General features: G+C 59.7%; 24 protein-coding genes. 15 read left to right on the top strand and 9 right to left on the bottom strand.

From position 1 onward, the window contains the following. Positions 1–67: 67 nt before the first annotated feature. The 5 genes from NW808_RS06070 to tatA form a co-directional block, all read right to left on the bottom strand. On the bottom strand, positions 68–1,681 hold the full coding sequence (locus NW808_RS06070; protein ID WP_414410858.1) for a glycoside hydrolase family 57 protein: 1,614 nt from the start codon (positions 1,679–1,681) through the stop codon (positions 68–70). Positions 1,682–1,804: 123 nt separating this feature from the next. Beyond that, positions 1,805–3,280, bottom strand: coding sequence for a glycogen synthase GlgA (gene glgA, locus NW808_RS06075; RefSeq protein ID WP_414393913.1), 1,476 nt, complete (start codon positions 3,278–3,280; stop codon positions 1,805–1,807). A 129-nt stretch (positions 3,281–3,409) separates the two neighbouring features. Continuing rightward, positions 3,410–3,841, bottom strand: coding sequence for a DUF2996 domain-containing protein (locus NW808_RS06080; RefSeq protein WP_414412301.1), 432 nt, complete (start codon positions 3,839–3,841; stop codon positions 3,410–3,412). A gap of 42 nt (positions 3,842–3,883) precedes the next feature. Next, on the bottom strand, positions 3,884–4,249 hold the full coding sequence (locus NW808_RS06085; RefSeq protein ID WP_414420620.1) for an NAD(P)H-quinone oxidoreductase subunit M: 366 nt from the start codon (positions 4,247–4,249) through the stop codon (positions 3,884–3,886). 197 nt (positions 4,250–4,446) lie between these two features. Continuing rightward, the gene (gene tatA, locus NW808_RS06090) at positions 4,447–4,701 is read right to left on the bottom strand and encodes a twin-arginine translocase TatA/TatE family subunit (RefSeq protein WP_414420621.1); all 255 of its coding nucleotides are present in this window, start codon (positions 4,699–4,701) and stop codon (positions 4,447–4,449) included. Positions 4,702–4,940: 239 nt separating this feature from the next. On the opposite strand from tatA, the gene glgB reads away from it, so the two are divergent. Beyond that, the gene (gene glgB, locus NW808_RS06095; protein WP_414420622.1) at positions 4,941–7,241 is read left to right on the top strand and encodes a 1,4-alpha-glucan branching protein GlgB; all 2,301 of its coding nucleotides are present in this window, start codon (positions 4,941–4,943) and stop codon (positions 7,239–7,241) included. A gap of 24 nt (positions 7,242–7,265) precedes the next feature. Next, the gene (locus NW808_RS06100) at positions 7,266–8,660 is read left to right on the top strand and encodes a TldD/PmbA family protein (protein ID WP_414420623.1); all 1,395 of its coding nucleotides are present in this window, start codon (positions 7,266–7,268) and stop codon (positions 8,658–8,660) included. A 23-nt stretch (positions 8,661–8,683) separates the two neighbouring features. Here NW808_RS06100 and NW808_RS06105 read toward each other — a convergent pair whose 3' ends face one another. Then, positions 8,684–9,985, bottom strand: a complete 1,302-nt coding sequence (locus NW808_RS06105) for a class I SAM-dependent methyltransferase (RefSeq protein WP_414410852.1) — start codon at positions 9,983–9,985, stop codon at positions 8,684–8,686. A gap of 71 nt (positions 9,986–10,056) precedes the next feature. Next, entirely contained in the window at positions 10,057–11,439 is a 1,383-nt protein-coding gene (gene lpdA, locus NW808_RS06110) for a dihydrolipoyl dehydrogenase (protein WP_414420624.1), read from the bottom strand. Positions 11,440–11,551: 112 nt separating this feature from the next. On the opposite strand from lpdA, the gene NW808_RS06115 reads away from it, so the two are divergent. From NW808_RS06115 to NW808_RS06170, 12 genes are all read left to right on the top strand, one after another. After that, on the top strand, positions 11,552–12,331 hold the full coding sequence (locus tag NW808_RS06115) for an HAD family hydrolase (RefSeq protein WP_414420625.1): 780 nt from the start codon (positions 11,552–11,554) through the stop codon (positions 12,329–12,331). Continuing rightward, a complete protein-coding gene (locus NW808_RS06120) occupies positions 12,331–13,185 on the top strand; it encodes a M28 family peptidase (protein ID WP_414420626.1) in 855 nt (284 codons plus the stop codon). The genes NW808_RS06115 and NW808_RS06120 overlap by 1 nt, the downstream gene beginning before the upstream one ends. 202 nt (positions 13,186–13,387) lie before the next feature. Further along, entirely contained in the window at positions 13,388–14,320 is a 933-nt protein-coding gene (locus NW808_RS06125; RefSeq protein WP_414410848.1) for a DnaJ C-terminal domain-containing protein, read from the top strand. Continuing rightward, the gene (locus NW808_RS06130) at positions 14,317–14,598 is read left to right on the top strand and encodes a chaperone modulator CbpM (RefSeq protein ID WP_414393933.1); all 282 of its coding nucleotides are present in this window, start codon (positions 14,317–14,319) and stop codon (positions 14,596–14,598) included. The genes NW808_RS06125 and NW808_RS06130 overlap by 4 nt, the downstream gene beginning before the upstream one ends. 61 nt (positions 14,599–14,659) lie before the next feature. Continuing rightward, positions 14,660–15,409, top strand: coding sequence for a photosystem reaction center subunit H (locus NW808_RS06135; RefSeq protein WP_414420627.1), 750 nt, complete (start codon positions 14,660–14,662; stop codon positions 15,407–15,409). A gap of 102 nt (positions 15,410–15,511) precedes the next feature. Beyond that, positions 15,512–15,904, top strand: a complete 393-nt coding sequence (gene rplU, locus NW808_RS06140) for a 50S ribosomal protein L21 (RefSeq protein ID WP_414420628.1) — start codon at positions 15,512–15,514, stop codon at positions 15,902–15,904. A gap of 37 nt (positions 15,905–15,941) precedes the next feature. Continuing rightward, positions 15,942–16,205, top strand: coding sequence for a 50S ribosomal protein L27 (rpmA, locus tag NW808_RS06145; protein ID WP_414393939.1), 264 nt, complete (start codon positions 15,942–15,944; stop codon positions 16,203–16,205). Between the two features lie 104 nt (positions 16,206–16,309). Next, on the top strand, positions 16,310–17,803 hold the full coding sequence (locus NW808_RS06150; protein WP_414420629.1) for a cellulose synthase: 1,494 nt from the start codon (positions 16,310–16,312) through the stop codon (positions 17,801–17,803). A gap of 203 nt (positions 17,804–18,006) precedes the next feature. After that, positions 18,007–19,767, top strand: a complete 1,761-nt coding sequence (locus NW808_RS06155; RefSeq protein WP_414420630.1) for an MBL fold metallo-hydrolase — start codon at positions 18,007–18,009, stop codon at positions 19,765–19,767. 59 nt (positions 19,768–19,826) lie between these two features. After that, a complete protein-coding gene (locus tag NW808_RS06160) occupies positions 19,827–20,582 on the top strand; it encodes an ABC transporter ATP-binding protein (RefSeq protein ID WP_414393944.1) in 756 nt (251 codons plus the stop codon). A 112-nt stretch (positions 20,583–20,694) separates the two neighbouring features. Next, positions 20,695–21,276, top strand: a complete 582-nt coding sequence (locus tag NW808_RS06165) for a TIGR04376 family protein (protein ID WP_414393945.1) — start codon at positions 20,695–20,697, stop codon at positions 21,274–21,276. Between the two features lie 101 nt (positions 21,277–21,377). Beyond that, positions 21,378–21,671, top strand: a complete 294-nt coding sequence (locus tag NW808_RS06170; RefSeq protein WP_414393947.1) for a PipX family protein — start codon at positions 21,378–21,380, stop codon at positions 21,669–21,671. A gap of 6 nt (positions 21,672–21,677) precedes the next feature. Here the strand turns inward: NW808_RS06170 and pheS are convergent, their stop codons facing one another. After that, complete coding sequence (gene pheS / locus NW808_RS06175) at positions 21,678–22,679, bottom strand: phenylalanine--tRNA ligase subunit alpha (RefSeq protein WP_414420631.1); 1,002 nt, start codon at positions 22,677–22,679, stop codon at positions 21,678–21,680. A gap of 112 nt (positions 22,680–22,791) precedes the next feature. Then, the gene (locus tag NW808_RS06180; protein ID WP_414420632.1) at positions 22,792–23,403 is read right to left on the bottom strand and encodes a chromophore lyase CpcT/CpeT; all 612 of its coding nucleotides are present in this window, start codon (positions 23,401–23,403) and stop codon (positions 22,792–22,794) included. Between the two features lie 691 nt (positions 23,404–24,094). Between NW808_RS06180 and NW808_RS06185 the strand changes: the two genes are divergently transcribed. Further along, positions 24,095–24,613 carry a phycocyanin subunit beta gene (locus tag NW808_RS06185; protein WP_414393951.1) on the top strand — a complete coding sequence of 173 codons (519 nt, stop codon included), beginning with the start codon at positions 24,095–24,097 and terminating at the stop codon, positions 24,611–24,613. The last annotated feature ends 17 nt before the right edge of the window (positions 24,614–24,630 follow it).

Consider the following 24,630-nt stretch of genomic DNA (forward strand, 5'->3'; position numbering starts at 1 on the left):
CAGGGATCCCTGCAGAGATCCCCGGCTTTAGCTGAGGGTGGTTGGAACTCCAGCCCTTCTGGGCACTCTAGAGCGGCCGGTAAACCCGGTAGTTGATATTGGGGAAGATGTTGTCCATATATTCCACCTTGGCCAGCCACTGCTCATCTTCGGGCGTAACTTTTTCCCGCCGAAACTGACCCGCTTGAATCTTCTCGTAGAGGTGGTTGAAGCGCAGTAGGTGAGACTTGGTGCGCCGTACCGCGTAGGGAACCATCGTCCCCGTGCGCATGATAAAAGCCCAGTCCGAGGATTGAGCTAGCATCAGCTCCCGCGCCGCCTGGTTTAGGGCTCGCCACTCCAGGTCATCGGCAGGCTCACGGCGGCTCAGCTCAATCATGCGCTCGGTAGCCTTGTGGAGGTGGGGATAGATCCAGGCATTGGTGGGGTTGAGCCAGTACTCGTGGAAGCCGCGCGCCCCCCAGCTAGACTGAGCAGGTTTGCACACCTGGTGGGTAGGGTTCTCTCGCAGGTACTCCGCCAGGTGGGTCATGCGATAGGTATTTTGGTCAAAGTAGCTCTTGCGGATGAGGAAATCCAAAAACCAGGGTCCCTCATACCACCAGTGGCCAAAGAGCTCGGCATCGTAGGGAGCCACCACCAACGGCGGGCGTCCCATGACGCTGGACAAGTACTCGATTTGCCGTTGGCGGTTGAACATGAAGTTGCCGGCATGTTCGGCTGCTTTCTCTCGCGCCCAGTAGGGATCGTAGAGTTCCTTTTGCCCCAGATCCAGGTTGCGCCCGGTGATGCGGTGGTACTTGATGCCGGTGTTCTTCCGCTGGCCATTGGGCATGATGTAGGGCTTGATGTACTCGTAGTCGGCCTCGTACCCCAGGTCTTTGTAGAACTCGCGATAGACGGGATCCCCAGGGTAGCCCACCTCCGCCGACCACACCTGCTGGGAAGACTCGTGGTCGCGACCGAAGACGGCAACGCCGGTCTCGGTAAAGATGGGGGCGTACATGCCGTAGCGGGGCCGTGGCTTGGCATATAGCAGGCCGTGGGCGTCGGTAATCATGTAGCGCAGCCCAGCATCGGCCACCATCCGCTCCAACCCCTGGTAGTAGGCGCATTCGGGTAGCCAGACCCCCCGCGGCCATTGGCCAAAGTGCTCGTTGTAGTGCTCACAGGCTACTATCAACTGCGCCCAGACCGCCTGGGGATACATCTGCATCAGGGGCAGGTAGGCATGGGTAGCGGCACAGGTGATGATCTCCAGGTTGCCGCTGTCTTGAAACTGCTTGAAGGCCTGCACCAGATCCCGGTCGTAGCGCTCCCAGAGATCCCGCACCATGGCAAATTGCTTGATGTAGTGCTCCGCCAGGTAGCGAATGTGGCCGTTGTGGGCATTCTTGTCGTACTCCAGTTGGGCTAGCTCTTCCAACTTGGTGAGGTAGTGGTCGTAGCGCTCCTGCAGCAAGGGATCCCGCAGCATCGACACCAGAGGTGGCGTCAGGGACATGGTGAGGCGAAAGTCAATGCCATCTCTCCGGAGCCCCTCAAACATGTGCAGCAGCGGGACATAGGTCTCGGTAATGGCTTCGTAGAGCCATTCCTCTTCCAGCACAAAGTCCTGCTCGGGGTGGCGCACAAAGGGCAGGTGCGCGTGGAGTACCAGGGCAAGATAACCCAAACTCATAGGTAGAAGATAGCGGAGTAAGCTCGCCTTCCTGGGCAATAAAAAAGAGCGGGATCGCTACCTATCGTCCAGCATTTCCCCCTTGCGGTCAAGGGCGGGGATCGCTGGGGATCGCTGGCTGGATCAGCGGTGACGAATGAACTCGTAGATCTCTAGGTATTCTTTGCCGGGGTAGTTCCAGGAGTAGTCATAGCTCATGCCCTGGATTTGCAGCTGGCGAAACTGGTCGGGAGCGGTGTACCACAGGTCAATGGCCCGATCCAGCGCCGACTCCAGAGCCGCGTGATCTGTGTGGTAGAACACGTAGCCATTGCGTTGCTCCGGCAATTTGCGAGTGTCGTAGTCGCGGTCGAAAACCGTATCCGCCAGGCCGCCCACCCCTCTCACCACGGGCACTGTGCCGTACTTTAAGCCAATCATCTGCGTCAGTCCGCAGGGTTCGTAGTGGCTGGGCACCACGAGGATATCTGCCCCTGCATAGATGAGGTGGGAGAGCTCTTCGTTGAAAGCTAACTCGATGTGAACATCGGGGTTGTCGTTGAGATAGCGTTTCTCATGGGCAAACCAGGCGCCAATTCCTGGCTCGGTGGCGGATCCCAGCAGGACAAACTGAGCATTTTTAAACAAGGAGCGATAGATGGCATGATGCACCAGATGTACGCCCTTTTGCTCATCTAGCCGCCCGATATAGGCCACAATAGGCTTGTCAACATCGCGTAGCCATAGCCGCTCCCGCAGGGCTTTCTTGTTTTTGGCCTTGTTTTCTAGGGTCTGTGCGGTGTATTGAAAAGGGATAAAACGGTCAATCTCGGGGTTCCAAATGTCGTAGTCAACGCCGTTTAAAATGCCGCGAAACTTGTGCTGGTGCAAGTAGAGCGTGTGTCCCAGTCCATAGCCGTAGTCGCCAAATCGTGCTTCCAGGGCGTGGGTGGGTGAGACTGTTGTTACAAAGTTGGAAAAGACAATCCCCCCTTTCATAAAGTTGAGGACAAAAGGGTTGAAGTTATCGCGCAGGCGGTCGTAGTGGAAGTAATAGGGCTCGCGATTGAGTCCCGTGGCCCACAGAATTTCCGGCCCCCCAAAGCCCTGATGCTTAAAGTTGTGAATGGTGTAGCACACCCGCTGGTTTTCCATGCCGTGGTACTTGTAAATCTCAAACAGCAGCACCGGCACCAGGCCTGTCTGCCAGTCGTGACAATGGATGATGTCGGGGCGCTTGTTGCTTTTGAGGAGAAACTCCAGGGCAGCCTTGCTGAAAAAGGCAAAGCGCATGTTGTCATCTGGGCAGCCGTAGTAGCAGCCGCGGTTAAAAAAGTTATCGCTGGAGTGGGGCTCAATGAAAAAGCAAAGGCGGCCATGCACCCAGCCGCAGTACACCGAGCAGTGAATAGCCCCGCCATACCAGGGCACCCAGAGGTCGCGGTAGGCGTCGTGCAGGCCCCAAATTTGGTCATAGCGCATGACGTCGTATTTGGGTAGAATCAGCTCGACGCAGTGCCCCCGCACTTCTAGCTCCCGGCTGAGGCCGTACACCACATCCCCCAGCCCACCTGCCTTGATGACTGGGGCACATTCCGACGCAATCTGCACGATGTACATTTCGCAATCCCCTGCAGCATCGCCTTACCTTTCTTCACAAAATAATCCCTCCCCCCTTGTGAGCAGATCTCCCGCAAGGCTAAAAAAGGATCCCGCTGGCGGGATCCACAGGGTTAGCCAGGGGCTCCCTCAATACCACTGCTGGGCGTAGAGGCGCTGCACCAAGTAGAACACAAACAAGGGCACATCGACGCGGCGCTCGTCGATCATAAAAGACTCGAGGGTGCTGGCCGGGGATCCTGCAGTAGTGCAGCGGAAGAACTTACGGCCGTTTAGGGATCCCTCGGCAAAGAGGACGCTAAACTGCTTCTGGCCGCCGGCAAAGGAGCCAATCAGCGTCTTGCCTTCCAGGCGCAACTGCAAATCGTGGACGCCGCGTTTTTGAAAAGCGGCAATGGCCGCCGGGATCACCTCTTCTGTAATCAGTTGCTCGAAGGGTTTTTCTTCTTTGACTTCTTTGGCGGGTTTTTTTGCAGCAGCCTTGGGAGGGCGGGTTGCTTCCTCAGCAGGCTTGGCGACTTCGGCGGTAGTCTCCTGGGCGGGGGTAGGTTCTCCAGACATGGGCTGGACTCCGATAACAGCTAATGGGGAAGGGGGGAAAAGCTATCTCTTGGGAATGTACTGATCCACAACTTTTTCCGCAGGGATCTGGGGAAAGCCTAGGCTGTAGTTGAGGGTGCGCCCTTGCAGGTTGTAGGCAATCTCCCCTTGCCTCAGCAGGGAGCGGATGAAGTGTTCCAGCTCAGATCCGATGCGCCGTAGGTTGTACTCCGTCAGATCCCGGCCTCGGTACTCCTCCACCAATTCCTCGAAGCGGGCATAGACCTTCTGCAGAGCAGCGTCGTTCCAGACTAGCTCGTTATCGGGATCCACATCGAGGGTCAGCACATCGTCGCGGGGCACCAAGCGGTTATCAGCCGTCACCTCGCCAGCAAAGATGTGAACGTGGCGGGTGGTGCACTTGAGCATGGCGGTCGCTCCGGTTGCAATCCTACACTTTTCCTCAGGGTATCACTCCTAGAGGCGTGTGGGACACCTGGATCTCTGCCGCCAATGGAGGGGAAGAGGCAGGATCCCCAGAGTGCAGGTGGGGCAGGCAGGGACTTCGACGTCCAAGGGGGGATCAGCCAGCTACAAAGACAGCCATCGATGCGGATAGGTCATACCTAGGCGGCATCCTTTTCAGGCACCTTCTCTGCCTTTGGCTTCTCAGTGCTAGTAGGAGACTCCTCTTCACGGCTGGGGTTATTCATCTCTTCCTTAAAGCTGCGCAAGGCTTTGCCAAGGGCGCTGCCCAACTCTGGCAGCTTCTTGGGGCCAAACACCACCACTGCGATCAGCCCAATCACCGCCAGCTCTGGCAGGCCCATGCCAAAGATGCTAACAGCCAGGATAGGTTTGCTCAACAGCAGGATAGCCATAAATCCTCAGAACCTGAAAAACAGAACAGGCTGACCAACCCAGCTTGGAAAGGGATTGCCCGTCTCACTCTAGCAAGTTCTCCCTTCCAGGAGAAAGCGCTTGGCTCCTGCTTTCTTGGGAGCTGGTTCTCGAGGAGGATAATGTCAAGGCAAGCTGGAGAACTCCTAGCGGGGACGCTCGAGCTAGAGCGGTAGCCAGCCGTCGTTAGACTGAGATCAAGGGTCTGCTGGGGGTTGCCATGGGCTTTCTCCTGTCTGCCGAGCAAGTGGTTCAGTTTGTTACCAACCAATGGCAGGATCCCTATGCTGTTTTGGGGCCACAGCAGATAGAGCAGGGGGAGGTGTCCTTCTGGCTGGTGCGTGCCTTGGTGCCTAACGCGCGGCAGGTTTGGCTGGTGGAACGTGCCACTGGGCAGGCCCACCCCATGCAGCCGCTGCATCCAGAAACCCTGTTTGAGCTGCGCTTCGAGCCAGGAACCCCCCTGCCAGACTACTTTTTGCGAGCGCAGCGGGTTTGGGATCCGGAGGGCCAACACCTGGAAGAATGGGAGGATCCCTATCGCTTTCCGCCGGAGAAGGTCAACCACATCGGCGAGCTGGATCGCTACCTCTTCAACGAGGGCAACCACCACCGCATCTACGAGAAGTTGGGCGCTCACCCCATAAGCGTGGACGGGGTTCAGGGAGTGCACTTTGCCGTCTGGGCTCCCAATGCCCGCAACGTCAGTGTTATTGGCGACTTCAACCACTGGGATGGGCGCCAGCACCAGATGAAGCGCCTAGACGAAAGCGGCATCTGGGTCCTGTTTATCCCCGGCCTTGGGCCAGGAGCCATCTACAAATACGAGGTGAAGGCCTCCTGGGGGGACATCTACGAAAAGTCGGATCCCTACGGCTTCCAACAGGAGGTTCGCCCCAAAACCGGCTCCATTGTGGTTGACCTCAACACCTACACCTGGCATGACCAGGAGTGGATGGAAAAACGGGCTGCCACTGACCCGCTGCGCTCCCCCATTTCGGTGTACGAGGTCCACCTGGGATCCTGGATGCACGCCTCCACCGAAGACCCGCCCGCCGATGGCCACCTGGTGCCAGTGGAGCGCAAGCCCAACACCCGCTTTCTCACCTACCGGGAGCTGGCGGACAAACTCATCCCCTACGTCAAGGAGATGGGCTTTACCCACATCGAGCTCTTGCCCGTGGCCGAGCACCCCTTCGACGGCTCCTGGGGCTACCAGGTTATCGGCTACTACGCCGTAACCTCCCGCTACGGCTCCCCGCAGGACTTTATGTACTTTGTCGATCGCGCTCACCAGGAGGGAATTGGTGTCATTATCGATTGGGTGCCAGGGCATTTTCCCAAAGACGGGCATGGGCTGGCCTTTTTTGACGGTACCCACCTCTACGAATATGCTGACCCCCGCAAGGGCGAACACAAAGGCTGGGGCACCTTAGTTTTCAATTACGGCCGCAACGAGGTGCGCAACTATCTGGTGGCCAACGCCCTCTTTTGGTTTGACAAATACCACGTTGACGGCATTCGGGTGGATGCAGTGGCCTCGATGCTCTATCTGGATTACGACCGCAAGGAATGGATCCCCAATTGCTACGGCGGTCGGGAACACCTAGAGGCCATCGACTTTTTCCGTCAGCTCAATACCCTTATTTTCAAGTACTACCCTGGCGTTCTTTCCATTGCCGAGGAATCGACTGCCTGGCCAATGGTGACCTGGCCAACTCACGTGGGCGGTCTGGGCTTTAACCTGAAGTGGAACATGGGCTGGATGCACGACATGCTGGATTATTTCCGCATGGATCCCTGGTTTCGCCAGTTCCACCACAACCTCGTGACTTTCAGCCTCATGTATGCCTTCAGCGAAAATTACATGCTGGCTTTTTCCCACGATGAGGTGGTACACGGCAAAAGCCACATGCTGGGCAAAATGCCAGGAGATCTGTGGCACAAGTTCGCCAGCTTGCGGGCTCTCTACGGCTACATGTTCACTCACCCTGGCAAGAAAACCTTGTTCATGAGCATGGAGTTTGGCCAGTGGAACGAGTGGAATGTTTGGGCAGATCTAGACTGGGAGCTGCTGCAGTATGAGCCCCACGCCAAGCTGCGCCACTACGTAGCCACTCTCAACCAGCTGCTGCGCTCGCAACCGGCTCTCTACACCCAAGACACCAAGCCGGAAGGATTCCGCTGGATCGACTGCAGTGACCATCGGGGCATTATCTCTTTCATCCGCTATGGGGAGGATCCCAAGGAGTGGCTGGTGGTGGTCTGCAACTTCACCCCCGTGGTCTGGCCAAACTACCGCATTGGGGTGCCGGAGCGGGGGTTTTACCGGGAGCTCCTCAACAGCGACGCGGTGGAGTTCTGGGGCAGCGGCGTTGGCAACCTAGGAGGCAAGTGGACAGAGGACTGGCCCTACCACAACCTGCCCTACTCTCTTGATCTCTGCCTGCCCCCCCTTTCTACCTTGGTGCTGAAGTGGCAGCCGGAGGACTCCGCTGAAGACAAAGCTATGCTGGATTGAGTACGGCCTTCCCTCCTCATTGCCATGCGAGATCTCCTGCGCGACATCCTTCGGGATTACTCCGGCTTTGTGGAGCTGCGCTACCACAGCAAAGTCTTTCGCAGCGTTACGGCGGAAAAGGGCCGCATTGAGCGCACGGCAGTTCGGCGGCGCTCGGGGGTGGGGGTGCGGGTGCTAGAAGACGGCACCTGGGGCTTTGCCGCCACTGGGGATCTCTCACCCGCAGCCATTCGCAAGGCCATTGCCGAGGCCCAGCAAGCGGCCCGCGCCAGCGCCAACTGCCGCAAGCAGAAGCTGAAGACTTTGCCCCGCGTCCAACTAGCCCAGGGGGAGTTCTGTGAGCCCGGGGTGGAGGAAGTGGTCAACAAGCCGCTCGAGGCGAAGATTCAATTGGCTTTGGAAACAGAAGCCCAGGCGCGCAAGTCCTCCACTCGCATCACCTCCGCCAGTTGCACCTACAACGAGATCTACGAGGAGAAAGCCATCGTCACCACCGATGGGGCGGATGTAGCCTTCCGGCTGGTGCGCCCCGAATTGCGGGTGCAGGCGGTGGCTGAGGCCGATGGCCAACTCAGCAGCGGCACGGAGTCCATTGGCGTGACGGGGGGGTGGGATTGCCTTTTTCGGACGGATCCCTTGCAGATGGCGGAGAAGGCGGCTGCCACGGCAGTTGATCTCCTCTCTGCAGGCTATGCCGAGGGGGGATGGGCCACCGTCATCCTCTCCCCTTCCATCGTGGGACTGCTGGTGCATGAAGCCATTGGCCACACGGTCGAGGCCGATTTCGTCCTCGCGGGCTCGGTGGCGGCTGGCAAGCTAGGGCAGCGGGTGGCCAGCGAACTGGTTACTCTCAAGGACTCTGGCCGTTCTGAATTTATGCCGGGGGCAGGGGGAACGCTGCCCGTGGACGATGAAGGTGTTCCCACCCAAACCACTACCATCATCCAGAATGGCATCCTGGTGAGCTACCTGCACAACCGGGAGACTGCCGCCCACTTTGGCGTCGAGCCCACCGGCAATGCCCGCGCCTGGGAGTACGCCGACGAGCCGCTCATCCGCATGCGCAACACCTACATCGAGCCGGGATCCCAGACGCTAGAAGAGATCCTCGCCAGCACCCCCGACGGCTACTTCCTGGATGGGGCCAGGAACGGGCAAGCGGACTCCACGGGCGAGTTCATGTTTGGCGTGGAGCGGGCCTACCGCATTCGCAATGGCAAGCTGGCGGAGCTATTGCGGGGAGTCACCATCACCGGCAATGCCTTTGAGGTGTTGCAGTCAGTGGACGCTGTGTCGCGAGATTTCCTTTGGGATCTCGGATCCGGCCACTGTGGCAAGGGCCAGCCAGCCAAGGTGGATGCCGGCGGGCCCTACATTCGCTGCCGTGCCATTGTGGGTGGCCGCCAGCCCGCCTCGTAGCTCCTTGGGTAGGGGGGAGTTAGTTAGGGAGCAACTCGCAGCACCAGCCGATCCGCCTCCCACTCCCGGAACAGGCGAAGGACGTGCTCGGCTCTTTCGGCGTGGTCGGCCAAGATCTCGGCGCCAGAACGAGCTTGCTTGGCTAGGGGCAACAACAGCTCCACCACCTGGTAGCGGCTGGAGGCAATCATCTTGCCGGGAATGCGAGCAATGGACCAGAAGATGTCCATTTTTTGAGCCGCGATCTGGGCCGGATCCACCTTGCCCAGCAGATCCGAAAAGGGGATGGTTTGATCCCAGTAGCGCACTTTGCCGTGCTGGACAAAGAGGGGGTTGAGCTGCCAACGGGAGCTTTGGAAAAACTCAGGGGTAAAAGGATCCCAACTGGCCACCTTTTTGCCCTGATGGCAGCACCAAAAGAGATTTTGCGTGTGGTAAAGAGGCTCCAGATGCTCGATAACTCGTAGCTGGTCGAGGCGAGAAAGGGCCTCGTAGCGGCGATGGAACTCGGTGTGAGTAGCAGCAATTAAAGGCTTGGCGTTCCAGTAGTCCAAGTAGGGGGCTACATCGATAAACTCCAAGCCCGCCTGGGCCAGAAGGTCGGGGATTTCGCCGATGTCAAAAGGAATGTCGTTGGCGTGGAAGAAGTTGTCGACGATGTTCTCGTCTGCTAGGTAGTATTCCTCATGGGCCTTGGCGTGCTTGGCCAAAAGGGAGTTGGGATGAGCTGCCTTCAGCAGTTGCCGCACAAATTCGATCTTTTCTCGGGTGGCCGGTGGAGTAATCCCCAGCAGCTCCAAAGCACGGCGAATGCGGTAGACATGCCAACGGCCTGAGCGGTTGTAGAGCATCAGGGCCATTACCCCGTCGGGAGCCAGGCGCGAGGCCAAGTTCTTTAGGGCCTTGACAGGATCGGCGGTGTGGTGGATTACCCCATAGGAGCTGATCATGTCAAAGCTTCCCTCCGGCCAGGTGGAGGGATCCATGAGATCCCCATAATGCACCGAGCAGTTGCGCAGGCCGTGGTACTTGATCCGCTTCTGGGCAATCTCCAGGGCTGGGCGGCTGAGGTCGATCCCTACCACGGCGCCATATCCGGGGTTGCTGGCGGCGATGACGTGCATCTCCCAACCAGTGCCGCAGCCGGCCACCAAAAACCTGGCCCCAGTGGGCTCTTGCAAGGTGCGGGTGCGGGCGTATTGGGCCAAGGTATAGCTGCCCAGGCTGGAAAAGCCCTCAAAGGGCTGGTCGTAAGGAATAGGGGGATAGGGGAAGGTTTCGTACTGGGCTTGCACTGCCCGTGTAATCTCGGCTTCGGTAACCAAGAGGACTTCCTCCTGCGTACTTCCCTCCCAATCCTATGGCTTTCTCAAGGGCTGGAGGGGAAACCTGCTGGCTAGGCCACTGCCAAGCTGTGGGCAGCTCGCCGGTAAGCTTCTTCCAGCGTCTCTGCCAGGGTGGGGTGAACATGCACCAGGCGAGCCAGTTCTTGCACCGTGGCGCGGCGGGCAATGGCCTGGGCCGCCTCGTGGATGAGATCCGCTGCGTGGGGACCAAAGATGTGGGATCCCAGCAAAAGCCCCGTCTCCTTGTCGAAGACCAGCTTCACCATGCCCTCAGTCTCGCCAGAGGCAATGGCCTTGGAGTTGCCGCCAAAGTAGGTGCGCACCGTGCCTACGCTATAGCCCTCGGCTTTGGCTTGGGGCTCGGTTAGCCCCACAAAGCCCATCTCAGGGTGGGTGAACACTGCTGCCGGGATGCTCAGGTAATCCATGTAAGCAGGGCGTCCACAGATGTTTTCCACCGCCACCCTCCCCTGGGCTGCTGCCGCGTGGGCCAACATCATCTTGCCCGTCACATCGCCGATGGCCCACAGGTGAGGCAACTCCGTGGCCATGCGGCTATCCACCGGCACGAAGCTGCGCTTGTCTAACTCCACCCCTAGCTCTGCTAGGCCCAGTTCCTCTGAGACCGGGATCCGCCCAGCGGCCACCAGACAACCATCCACCTGCAGCGTCTCGCCATTGGATAGGTGGATGGTTACCGGCTGACCAGGGATTACCTGTTTGGCCAAAACCCCTACGTAGGTCTGGATTTGCCTGGATTTGATCAGCACCCGCTGGGCCAAGCGGGCAATGTCGGGGTCAAAGGCTGGCATCAGCGTCTCCAGGGCCTCGATGAGGATGACCTGGGATCCCAGCGCCGTGTAGACGTCGGCAAACTCCTGTCCAATGTAGCCGCTGCCGATGATGGCCAGCCGCTCCGGGATCCACTCCAGCCGTACCGCCTCGTCGCTGGTAAACACCGTGCGGCCATCCACCTCGATCCCCGGCGGCACGAAGGGTCGAGAACCCGTAGCCAAGATAATGTCCCGCGCTGTGTAGGCCTGGGATCCTTCTTCCCCCTGCACTTCGACCGTTTGCAGCCCTGCCAGCCTGCCCCGTCCCCGCAGGATCGTTACCCCCAGCTTTTCCAGCGAGCGGGTCATGTCGGCGCGGATCTTCTCCACCACCTGGGCAGCGTGGGCGGCAATCGCCCCCCGGTCAGCCTGGACGGATCCCACCTGCAGTCCTAGCTGGGAGCTGTTTTGCAGTTCCCGCAGGCGTCCTGAGGCGGCCAGCAGCGCCTTGGAGGGGATGCAGCCGCGATTGATGCAGGTGCCGCCCATTTCGGCGCACTCGACGATGGCGGTTTTCAGGCCGGACTCGACGGCATGCAACGCCGCGCCGTGGCCGCCAACGCCGGCACCGATGATGATCAAGTCAAAGTCAAAGCTCATGGCGAGACTTGGATAACCGGTGCCTCATTTTCTCATCTTGTTGGCCTTCCTAGGAACCGGCTAAGAGGATCTAGCATAGGGTGGCTTGCCCCCTTGACCAGAGGCTGGCCGGATGGAGCTGCAAGCTTTGATTTTCGACGTGGATGGCACGCTGGCAGATACAGAGCGGGATGGGCACCGCGTGGCCTTTAACGCGGCCTTTGCTGAGGCAGGGTTGGACTGGCACTGGTCGGTGGAGCTCTACGGCCAGCTCCTGGCTACCACAGGCGGCAAAGAGCGCATTCGCCACTTCATCGAGACCTGCCAGCCGCCACTGCCTGCTGGGGAAGACCTGACGGCCCTGATAGCTCGGCTGCACCAGGCTAAAACTCGCCACTACACAGCTTTGTTGGCCCAAGGAGGGATCCCTTTGCGCCCCGGCGTCAAGCGCCTCTTGCAGGAAGCCAGGGCCGCCGGGATCCGTCTGGCCATCGCCACCACCACCACGCCCGAAAACGTGACGGCTCTTCTGGAGCGCGCCCTGCCAGAGAGCCTGAGCTGGTTTGAGGTCATCGCTGCCGGCGATATCGTCCCTGCCAAAAAGCCTGCCCCCGACATCTACTTCTACACCTTGGAGCGGATGGGCCTAGATCCCCAGGAGTGTCTGGCCTTTGAGGACTCGGAGAACGGGCTGCGCTCGGCACAGCAGGCAGGTGTCCCCACCGTGGTGACGGTTAACGATTACACTCGAGATCAGGATTTTTCTGGGGCAGCTTTGGTGCTGGATCATTTGGGAGAGCCTGATCTGCCTTTTCAAGTGTTGGCGGGAACGGCAGGATCCCACAGTTACTTCAGCCTGGAGCTGGCCCGCCAGGTTCACGCCCAAGCCATCCACTCTGAGGTAGAAAACTGATGCCGGAGGTGGGGAGCGAAGACCTGCAGCGGCGCCTAGAAGCCCATCTCCGCCAGGTAGCCCAGCCCCGCGATCCCGACTGGTCGCCTTGGGGCCACCGGCAGGTGGAGCAGTATATCCAAAAACAGCTTTCCGAGTGCGGCCCGGTGGAGCCTTTCCCCTTTGAGGCCAACGGCCGCCAGCACTGCAACTGGATCTTGAAGTTGCCCGGATCCCGCCCGGGTCGGCCGCCTATCCTGGTGGGAGCCCACTTTGACGCCGCTCCGGCCACCCCTGGAGCCGACGACAACGCCAGCGGCGTGGCGGTACTGCTGGAATTGGCCCGCCATTTTGCTGCTGACCCTGCCCCTTCTCCTCTGTGGCTGGTGGCCTTTGACCTGGAGGAGCGGGGAATGGTGGGCAGCACAGCCTACGCCCGCTTTCTTAAACAGCAGCGCCAGCCCCTGCGGCTAATGCTGTCGTTGGAGATGCTGGGCTACCGGGATCCCACCCCCGGATCCCAGCGCTACCCCGCCGGCCTGGAGCGGCTCTACCCCAACCGGGGAGATTACATTGGCCTAATTGGCAACTGGCCCACCTGGAGGGATCTGCTCAAGCTGCAGCGGGATTTTCAGAAAGTGGGGATCCCCTGTTGCTGGCTGCCAGCCGGACAGCGAGGCCTAATCCTGCCTGCCACTCGCCTCAGCGACCACTCCCCCTTTTGGGATGCGGGTTACCCCGCCGTCATGGTGACCGACACCGCCTTCTTGCGCAATCCCCACTATCACAAGCTGAGCGACACCCTCGAGACCCTAGATCTTGACTTTCTGAGTGGGGTCTGCCGCGGCTTAATGCAAGGGATCCGATCCCTCTAGGGAAAACGACCCCTCACTTTCCCTGGCAGCCAGTACGGAGATCGCTCCAGGAGTTTCGCGATCCCTTGACCCCCACTTGGGTCACAGACGGAGATAATAGGCTGCACGGGAAACCTCAGCCACTTTAAGTGCCGGCCCCGCTTAGCCTACCTGGATATTTTGAAAGCCTTAGCCTAACCGATTGACAGTATGAGGTGAGCCCATGGTTGCGAGTGATTTTAAGGATTACTACAAGATCCTGGGCGTCAGCCGAGATGCTTCCTTAGAGGAGATCAAGCGCGCCTATCGCAAGCTGGCTCGCCAGTATCACCCCGACGTTAACCCCGGCAACAAAGCAGCCGAGGAGCGCTTCAAGGAAATCAACGAAGCCTACGAGGTGCTCTCCGATCCAGACAAGCGGCGGCGCTACGACCAGTTTGGCCAGTACTGGCAGCGAGTAGGCACTGGTGCGGCGGCAGGGCCGGGCATGGAGGGATTTGCCCAGTACGCCACCTTTGAGGACTTCATCAACGAGCTGCTGGGCCGCATGGGATCCCGCCGCGGCGGCTTTCAGGGCTTCACCACCGGGTTTGGGCCGTTCGTCTCGGTGAATCTGCCGGGGCAAGACATAGAAACTACGCTGGGCCTCACCTGGGCAGAAGCTTTCCACGGCACCCAAAAGCGGCTAAGCGTGGACGGCGAAACCCTCACCATCCGCATCCCCCCCGGCGCCAAACCGGGCAGCCGCCTCCGCGTCAAGGGCAAGGGTCAATATAGCCCCTTTGGCGGCCCAAGAGGAGATCTCTACCTCACCCTGGAGCTGCCTCCCCACCCCTTCTTCCGCTTCGAGGGCGACAACCTGGTTTGCGAGCTGCCCATCACCCCTGACGAGGCGGTTTTAGGCGGCACGGCGGAAGTGCCCACCCCCACCGGTCGGGTGCAGCTGAAGATCCCTGCCGGCGTGGATAGCGGCCAAACCCTGCGGCTGCGGGGCCAAGGCTGGCGGGATCCCCAAGGCCAGCGAAGTGACCTGCTGGTGCGGCTGAAGGTCGTCACGCCCAAATCCCTTTCCCCAACTGAGCGGGATCTCTACGAAAAACTGCGGCAAAATCGAAGCTGGGATCCCCGCGCCCGGCTGCAGGAGGTGAGTCTATGAGCCTGGCCATTGTGCGGGTGGAGGAGCGGCTCTATACCTTTGAGCAGGCAAGCGAAGTAGCCGGGATCCCTCCTCACCTGCTGGAGTGGTTGCTCGGGCAAGGCCTGGTGGAAGCCGAAAGCTGCTACCTCAACCCCCAGCAACTGCGGCGCTTAATCCAGATGACCCGCCTGCATCGCGACTTGGGCCTTAACTGGGTCGGGGCGGCCATGGTTTTGGACATGGCCCAGGAAATTGCCCGCCTCAGGGCGCAGCTACACTACTACCGTGGAGGCTAAGCAGCCCAAGGCTTTAGCCCCCTTGAACCCCGCTGCTTGTCAACTTCAGGAGAACTTCTGTATGGACCAAATCGTCCGACGCAGCCAAGTGGTGGGCCTGCTGGCCATAGATGGCAGCACTGCCACAGCCCTGGGCACTGTCGAGGAAGTCTGGGTCGATGGGCAGGGACGGGTCTGCTACTTTACCAGCCAGCAGGGATACACCCCCTTGGAGCAAATCTCTCTCATCGGGCCGGACGCGCTGCTGACCTACTCCAGCGTTGTCACCACCCCCGCTATGCCGCTCAGCTCCCTCTATCGGCGAACCGTGCGCCTTGGGGATCAGCCAGTGGGTTGGATTGAGGATTTTCTCTTCGACTGGGAGACTGGATCCATTGCTGCCTATATCCTGGGGGGCAGCATTGCTGAGCCCTGGGGGGGACGGGCCGTCCTGTTACCTGAGGACGTAGAGGCCATCGACGTGGACGCGGTGGTAGTCAAGGAAGATGCTCCCCAGCGACTCCAATCGGAGGCCGAGGGCCTAAAGAACTTTTGGAGCGAAAAGTCTCGCCAAGTCAAGCAGCTCATCCAGCGCATGGGGGATCGCCTCAAAGCCCTAGTCAGCCCGCAGGATCCGCCCGAGGTAGTGCGCGTCAAGGTCAACCAAGTGCGGGACGAGCTAGCCAAAGGGGGCAAGTTCGACCTTTCCCTGCTGGATGAAGCGGCAGAGTTCCTACAGCAGAAATGGGAAAGCTGGCAGCAGCGCCTTAAACGGGCTGCCCAGCGCATGCAAGCTGCCCTCCAGGCCGCTTGGGAAAAGCTGACCGAATGAAGCTGACAGGAAGCAAGTTTTTCCGCTAGGATTATAAATCGCTGTCAATGCTCGGATCAGGTTTTAAGACCCGCAGGGGCACCTGTACGGCAAGGAAAAGGCATGACCTACGCGATTGTGGAAACCAGTGGCAAGCAGCTTTGGGTAGAGACGGGGCGCTTTTACGACATCGATCACCTGCCTGACACAGAGGAAAACAGCTCTTTGGCCCTCTCCCAGGTCTTGTTGATCAACCACGAGGGACAAGTAACCCTAGGGCGTCCCTATATTCCCGAGGCGGTGGTGAGGGCGCGGGTTTTGCAGCACCGCCGGGGCAACAAAATCATCGTCTACAAGATGAGGCCGAAGAAGGGAACCCGCAAGAAAAGAGGCCACCGTCAGCTCTTGACCCGTGTGCTCATTGAGTCCATCGAACTGAACGGGACACCGCTAGCCACAGCCCCAGCAACTTCGCAGCCTGCTCCAGAGCCAGGGATCCCTGCGGCGGAGAACTAGAAGTTTTCAGCGGCAACACAGGTGCATAGGAGGCGCTATGGCTCATAAAAAAGGAACGGGCAGCACCCGCAACGGCCGTGACTCCAATTCCAAGCGGTTGGGTGTGAAGTGCTTTGGCGGCGAGCTGGTTCATCCCGGCTATATCCTGGTCAGGCAACGGGGCACCAAGTTCCACCCAGGGGTGAACGTGCGCATTGGTAGGGATGACACCTTGTTTGCGGTAGCTACAGGCATTGTTACCTTTGAGCGCTACGGCAAACGGCGGCAGAAGGTGAGCGTTTACCCAGTAGCTGCGCAATAGGCAGCGATTTTTCCAGTCAACCTGTCCCCCAGCCTGCCCCTGGGCAAGGGGAGAGATCCCAGAGATCCCAGTTTGTCCTGGTGCCCAATTTGTGGAGAGTGCCTGTGAGATCGAGGGGGGTGCGGGTGCATTTGTTCCGTTGGGTGGGGTTGCTGCACCTCATTGCCGGGGTGGCCTATCTCTACTGGCGGATTACCGAGGGGCTGACCGGTCTGGGATCCCTTCTGTTTTGGGGTGCGGAAGCCTACGTCTGGCTGGCAGCGGTGGGGTTTACCCTCAGCCGCTACGCTCAGGTGCCGAGCGAGACCCTTCCCTCTCCCGAGGTTCTGCGGCGGGCGTTTTTTCAACTGCCGCAGGTGGACGTGCTGGTCATACGCCAGCAGGACTCTCTGGAGGCCACTCGGCAGACGGTGCTCTCGGCCCTACGCTTGGATTACCCCTGGGAGCGGCTATTTGTCCACATTGTGGATCGGGTTGAAGACAGGGAAATGGCCAAGGTGGCGCAGGCCATTCCCTGCGAGTACTGGCCTTGCCCCAGCCCCACGACCGATCCGCTAGCCTACCTACTGAGATCCGGCCATCTGCAAGGAGAGTACCTGCTGCTACTGCAGCCAGGCCATTTTGTCGAGCCGGACTTTTTGTGGCAGACTCTGCCTCTGTTTTACGACTTTCCAGAGCGGGCCCCCATCGCCAACTCAACCGGCTTTGTCCAGGCCATGCTGCGCACCCTAGGTCGGCCCCAGGCCGTTCACCCCCTGCAGCAACTGCTGGCGGTGGGATCCCAAGGCTACCAGGCAGCGCCGCTATTGGGATCCGGCTGTCTCATTCGGCGGGCGGCCCTGGAGGGGATCCCGCACATCGACATTCGCCGTCCTGTGCAGTTGGGGTGTCAGATGCACTGTCGCGGCTGGCAGTCCTACCTGGCTCGCCAAGCCCAGGTCACCGGCGCTTTGTTACCCTTGCGCAACCGCCGCGTGGCTCTGCTGGCAATTTTTTCGGCCTTGCGGGAAAATCCCTTCTGGGGCAAGCCGACCACCCAGCAGCAGCGCTTTCAGTACCTGTGGCTGGCCCTCTGGGCCGCTGGAGGGGCGGCGGAGCTAGCCTATTTGGCGGTGCCGATCCTCTTCCTCTGGACGGGCTGGATGCCAGTGCCGGCCTTTGACAGGGTTTTTTTTGCCTGGTTTCTGCCCTATGCCCTGCTGGGGCGGCTCAGCTGGCTGTTGGCCTTTCCTCCCTCTCGGTGGGGGGCTGCGTGGCAGTCAGAACGGCAGACAGGTAGCCAGTTTTTCCAGTCCATCCAGGCGTTGGTGCAGGCAATGCGGGGGGTGCCTCCCTATCCGGAGCAGCCATCCCAACTCTCTCTCGGCCCGCAGGCCTTGGCCATTGCGTTGACCCTAGCAGCAATGGGGGTAGGATCCCTGCGCTTTGCTGGCAACTGGGATCCAACCTGGCTAGAGCTGCTGTTTGGCCTGGTCTGGGCCTTCTACAACCTGATGATCCTGACGGTGCGCCCGGACGACCACGATTTTGCCGGCTTTGCCTTGGGTAGCCGCAACCCGGCGCCAGCAGAGATCTCAGATGCACTCCCCAACTCCTAAAGTGGAAGCTCTCAGCCAGCTGGAGGCAGGCAGAGGCCAAAAGCTATGCTGGAACTGGAGAAGCAATAGCGCTATCGATAGGGCGAATTGCTAGAGACTGCCCCCATGGACGGATGGAGAGCAGGGATCCCCGCCTAAGCCCTCCGTGGGTTCGGCAAAGCTTGAGCGTGCTCTTCTAAAAGACAACCGAAGACAACGCGCCTGTGGAGTCAAAGAGACCTCCCCTTCGACTATTCCCCCTGGGCACAGATCCCCACCGGCAGGGCTGCGCCTACTGGCTGGAGATGGGATCCTACCGTTTGCTTCTCGATTGTGGCTTGCCTGCTCCCGCTCTCCTCAAAGCCTTGCCAGGGATCCCCGATGCTGTTATCTGCAGCCACGCCCACTTTGACCATGTGCAGGGGCTACCTGGCTTTTATCGCCGCTACCCACAGGTGCCCATCTACGCCACCCCGGTAACGGCTCATTTGGCCAGCGGCCTCTGGGAGCGCGGCATCTGGCCAGACTACGACCGGGAGATTCGCTTTCCTCCTTTTCGGGCGCTGCCTTTTGGCCAGGCGCGGGAGATCTTGCCTCACTTGATGCTCACCTTCTTTACCGCCGGGCACCTGCCGGGGGCAGCGGCAACCCTGTTGCAAAATACCCAGACTACTCCAGCCCAAACCTGCCTGTACACTGGCGACTGTTCCCTGGCCTCAACTCGCTTTGCCCCTGGCTTAGATCTGAGCGCCTTGCGCCATTGGCAGCCGGATGTGCTGCTCATCGAGGCCTCCCTAGGCTCTACTCGCCATCCACCCCGTCGCCATCTGGAAAACCGCCTGGTGGAGCGCCTGCTTGGCGCCTTGGCGGCAGGCCAGACGGTGCTGTTCCCGCTGCCAGTGCTGGGGTTGGGCCAGGAGTTGATTTTCCTCCTCAAAGCTCACCACCGCTTTACCCAAGCTTCCCAGGAGCTGACGGTGTGGGTGGCGCCAGGCCTAGCTGCAGGCTGCGATCTCTACGAACGCTTGCTCCCCTACCTGCCGGAGCCCGTGCGCAATTTTGCCACCTACCAGCCCTTGTTCTGGGAAGACCGCCTGCAGCCGCGGGTGCAGCCCCTTACGGCGGTGGATCCCTTGCCCCAGGGCCTGTTGCTGTGCGACGCCGATGCCGATCCGGAAGCCTGGGAGCCCATCTGGTTACGCCTGTTGGCCCAACCGCAGCGCTCCTGCCTGCTGCTGCGGCTGCCGGAAGTGGAGCTGGCTACGCCGTTTGAGCAGTGGCCAGCGCCGCTGCGCTCCCGCGTTGGGGTGGAGTGGTTGGCCTGGCACAGCCACAACGATGTTGGGCATCTTGCCCAGATCGTCCACACCTTTCGCCCCCAACATGTGGTTTTGGTGCACGCCAGCCCCCAGCAAGCGCAGGAGCTGGCGGATCTGCCCGAGCTGTGCAACCGTTACCATGTCCACTGCCCCCAGCCTGGCCATTGGCTGGAGCTGGTCGACAGCCGCCTGCAAACCTTGGTCAAGCCGTCCGAGTTCCTTGGGGATCCCGGCGTGCGCTACGAGGGGGAGGTGGAGGAGATCTGGCAGGAACAGGGCTCGCCTCGCTCCTTGGCCGGGGTTCAGGTGCGCCTACCCCCCCAGATTACCGAGGATCCTCGCTGGGCCGCCTGGGCTGAGACCGGCTTGGTGGAGGCTCGCTGGCAGGGATCCGAACTGGTGCTGCGCGGCCTTTCGCCGCGAGAGCTGATCCGGCCGGCGGAGGTTGCCCCCTCCTCTGGCCTTGTGCTGCGCCCCAAACCCGCCCCTATCTTTGCTGCCGGGGGCATGAGGTGCCAGAGCTGCCGCTTTGCCCGCCAGAGCTTGTCCGCCCACACCCAAGTTCTTCGCTGCGATCAAGAGCGCTCCCCCCTCTACCGCCTCCAGGTAGATCCCCAGGGGAGCTGCCCCTATCACCAACCGCGGGAGATCTGCTCTTCCGGCTAGTGCCCAGGGCAGTCGCCGCCCAAAAGCCGGCTAGAATGGGGCCAGTTGCGGTGTCAACCATGCTCGAGCAACAACCCTGGGCAGATCGTCGCCAGGGGGCGGTTGGATCCCTGGAGCGTCCCGCCGAGACCCTGGCCCCAACCCGCCTGCCCTTGGTGCAAATGGTGGGGGTTAACAAAGTCTACCCGCTGCTAGAGGGCAGTTTCCAGGCTCTCTACGACATCAACCTGACAATCTGGCCGGGAGAGTATTGCGCCATCATGGGACCCTCGGGCTCCGGCAAGTCCACCCTGATGAACCTCATGGGCTGCTTGGATCGGCCTAGCTCGGGGCGCTACTGGCTAGACGGCGTGGAAGTCTCTGCCCTGCCGGATGGGGAGCTGGCCCGGATTCGCAACCAAAAAATTGGCTTTGTCTTCCAGCAGTTTCACCTCCTGCCCGTCTTAACCGCCCTGGAGAACGTGATGCTGCCCCTGGCCTATGCCGGGATCCCCGAGTCAGAACAGCGCCGGCGAGCTAAACAGGCTCTAGAACAAGTGGGCTTGGGAAGTAAACTCCACCAGCGCCCAGCCCAGCTCTCTGGCGGCCAGCAGCAGAGGGTGGCGATTGCCCGCGCCATTGTTAACCGGCCACAACTGCTTTTGGCCGATGAGCCGACTGGCGCCCTGGACAGGCGCACCGCCCAGGAAGTGCTCAGCCTTTTTGCCGAGCTCCACAGCCAGGGCATTACTCTCGTCGTAGTTACCCATGACCTAGAGGTGGCGCGGGCCGCCCAGCGCCTCATCCACGTTGCCGATGGACATTTGCTGCCCTAGACCTGGACCTGCCTGAACAATTGGGCTCTTGAGGACTGGCCGGCTTCCTCCTCTCTAGGACTAGCTAGCTTGCGCTAGTCTAAACACAATCCCCTGAGCCTCTAGCAAACTTATGGGACTCATTGAAGATATCAGCCGGTTTTTGGAAACCCGCCTAGAGGAATTCCTCAGAGCCCATCCGGAGATTGAGCTGCAGCTCCTTGCCGAGGAATTGCGCCAGCAAGAAGAAGAAACTCGGCAGCTGCTCCAGGAAAGCCTTGCCCAGCGGCAAGCTCTCCAGCGCAGCATTCTCCAGTTGGCAGAGGAAATCAAGACCTGGCACTTTCGCATCGAAAAGGCCGAACGGGCCAACCGCCCGGATCTGGCTGAGGGAGCGCGCCGACGGGAAGCCGAGCTTTTGGAGCAAGGGAGCCGGTTATTCAACCAAGGGAAGGCCCTGGAGGAGAGAATCCGGCAACTGGAAGCTCTGCTGCCGCAAATTGCCCAGCGCCGCCAAGAGGTGCGCACCAAGCTGCAAGAAGTCAAAGCCGCCCAAACCCAGAAGGCCAGCGAGCCGGATCGGAAGTTCAACCCCTGGGGCAGTCTGTTTGAGGATAAGTTGGAGGAGGAATTTCGGCGGCTGGAGATGCAGCTCGAAGTGGAAAAAGAATTGGACACCATAAGGAAGAAGGTGCAGGAACAGCGGCGGCAATAACGGCTTCCTCGTGAAAAACTCTTTCTTATAGCCCCGGTGATGCTGTCTTTGAAACAAGTTCCTTCCCCCAAGAGCGGCCCAAGAGTGGTACGCTATTGCGCATGAAAGAGTTCTATCTAAATCACCCCACATTTGGTCTGCTCTACGGCCTGTGTCAGGTTAACGAAGGGGAGGCCATCTTCACCACCCTTTATGCCCAAAGGCTGTTTTTTCGGGTCTACTTCAAGCCCCCCGCTGACGACGACCCCTCTGCTGTGGAAGAATTGGTTTTTGACCCGATTAGCCGCAACGAAGCCCGCCAAGTTCTCGAAGAGCAGATGCGCTTGCTGCGCCGCGCCAACCGCAAAGACGAGCTGGAACATCTGCAGTTGGTTTACAAACGCACCTTTTCCTAAGCCGCTCTAGAATTGCGACAGAAAGCGCAGGTCGCTGCTGTAGAACAGCCGGATATCCTGAACGCCGTGCAGGAGCATGGCCACCCGCTCGACACCGATCCCTGCCGCAAAGCCGGTGTAGCGCTCTGGGTCATAGCCAACTGCCTGAAACACATTGGGATCCACCATGCCGCAGCCGAAAATCTCCAGCCACTTGGAGCCAAAGCGTACGTCCATTTCAGCCGAGGGCTCCGTGAAGGGAAAGTAGCTAGGCCGAAAGCGGGTTTCCTGCTGGCCTAACAGGCGAGCCACGAACTCCTTGAGGGTGCCCTTGAGGTCAGTGAAGGTAAGGTTTTCCCCTACTGCCAAGATTTCCACCTGGTGAAACACGGCCGAGTGGGTGGCATCGACCTTGTCGCGGCGCATCACCCGTCCCGCGTGGACAATGCGCAGAGGCGGCTGGTGTTGCTCCATGTAGCGCACCTGCACCGAAGAAGTTTGGGTGCGCATCAGATAACCCTTTTCTAGATAGAGGGTATCCTGCATGTCCCGCGCCGGGTGGTCGGCAGGGGTGTTGAGGGCTTCGAAGTTGTAGTACTCCGTCTCGATCTCCGGGCCATGGACTACCGTATAGCCCATTCCCACAAAGATGTCGAGCATGCGGTCAATGGTGGCCTGCAGCGGGTGAACCCGGCCCAGCGGCCGGCGCGGCCCCGGCATAGTGACATCCAAACGCTCTGCTTCTAGGCGGGCTTGGAGCTTGGCTTCAGCTAGGGTCCGTTTGCGCTCCTCCAGGCTGGATTGCAGGGCCTCTTTAAAGCTGTTGGCCAAAGCGCCGATAGCTGGCCTTGCTTCCGGCGGCAGCTTCCCCATTCCCCCCAAGATCTTGGAGAGCTTTCCCTTCTTGCCCAGGTAGTCGATGCGGATTTGCTCCAGGGCGTCTAGCTCGGCAGCCTGAGCCACTTGGGCAAGTGCTTCTTCCTGGAGGGCAAGCAGCTGTTGGCGCAGGATGTCCTGTTCCTCTTGCATGGAGTCGGTTATTCCCCCACTTGTGGTAGCCCAGCCAAGCAGCTAGGAAGGAGGATCCCTGCTGTGGGCTAGGTCACTTCTTCAACCGTATCATTTTTGCCTGCAGCGCCTCCTACTGCAGCAGCTCCCTCTGCCAATCGACAACTTTGCGAAAGCGAAAAGGGCCTGCCAATGCCCCCCACACCTGGCGGTGGGTAACTGGATCCATGCCCCGGTCGTGGCTGCAGAACTCGCTTTCGCTCAACTGCAGCGTGGTCTGCAAATAGGTGGTTTGGCCGTTGCGCACTACCCAACAGCGACACCCCGGCTCTGTGGTGCCGACAAACTGGGATCCCTGCCTCTTCACATGCACATCACACCCCGGCAGGTAGGCCAGATCCGCAGGGCTCAATTGGCTGAGCTGCCCGGCTCTTTCGCGGGCACAGCCCCGCCACCGCTGGGGCTCCAGAGGACGGTAGTTGCGAATCACGATCCCGTCCCCTACTTGGGTAAGCTCCACCACCGCCTGACGATAGGGCTCCTCCAGATGGCCGCTGTAGGCCTGCTCCACATAAAAGCCGATCCCTGCCAACACACCGGCTGGCAAGGGGCGATAAGCCACCCGGATGGAGGCAAAAAAAGGCGGGTTCTCCCAGGCTTGCTCTTGGTTGCTGAAGTCTCCCGCTAGCCACCGCGCCATTTGCAGCAGCTCGGAAGAGAAGGTGGGCTGCAACTGGATCGCCATAGCCTCAAAGCCGGAGTAGGGGCCACTACACGGCTAAGTCTGGGGTTTTCCGGGCCGCGTTTTCCCGGTGAAAGCCTGCTCAGATTTTCTCTCAGCTTTGCCTTACCTAGGAGACTGGCGCAAGTATTAAATTATGTGTACTTTATGAGAAGGTTTACTTGGATACAGAAGCGGGCCTCTTGACTTGACTGCAAAGCCATGAGCAAGGCTGTCGTTGTTCCTGATATTGTAAACTCATGTAAAGTAGCATTGTTTTTTGTAAAAACCAAGGCCTCAAAGGATTTGGACAAAAAGGCCAGAGTTGCCCACTAGGAGCAGATCTGGGGCTGTTTGCATCTAGTAAAGACCCTTTACATTTTTTGATTCAATCCCTCCCCGCCCTCGCGGTAGAAGTAAGAACTGGAAGCAAGGCAAGCTGGCTTTTCCTCACTTACCTAGTGCAGGGTGTCAGCAGCAAAAAATCCTTGTTTCACCCCGATTCCCCACAGTCTGCCAGCAAGTGGCTTCATTCTTGAAGCTGGCTAGGCAAGGGGAGGTGAGGAGGTTCCTGCCGGTGGTTCTGTTGGGGCAAAGATTTGCGCTAACAGGGCTCTTCGGTAGGGAAGCTGCAAAAGACTGCTGGGTTCGTAGAGCGCTTTTGCCCTCTAGTAGAGATTTAACCTCTTTTGCTTTCGCTAGGAGATTGAGAACCATGAACGACGTATTTAGCAAAGTTGTTGCCCAAGCTGACGCCAAAGGCGCTTTCCTGGGAGAAAACGAGTTTGCGGCACTGCAGCAGGTGATTGCTGACGGAAACAAGCGTTTGGACGCAGTGAACCGCATCACCAGCAACGCCTCCAAAATCGTGACCGATGCTGTCCGCGAATTGTTTGCTGAGGAGCCTAATTTGAATGCTCCTGGCGGCCCTGCCTATCCAAGCCGCAACGTGGCTGCCTGCTTGCGGGATATGGACATCATCCTCCGCTACATTACCTACGCCGTGGCGGCTGGAGACCCGAGCGTCCTGGATGAGCGCTGCCTGAATGGCTTGCGGGAAACCTACCAAGCTCTTGGCACCCCTGGCAGCTCTGTGGCCAATGGCATCCAGAAGATGAAAAAGGCGGCAGTGGCAGTGGTCAATGATCCCAATGGCATTACGCGCGGTGACTGCAGTGCTTTGATTGCCGAAATCGAGTCCTACTTCGATCGCGCCGCTGCTGCAGTGGTCTAGTATTCCGCAGCTATTGG

This window comes from Synechococcus sp. W70.1, from assembly GCF_047461515.1.
Lineage (GTDB): Bacteria > Cyanobacteriota > Cyanobacteriia > Thermostichales > Thermostichaceae > Thermostichus.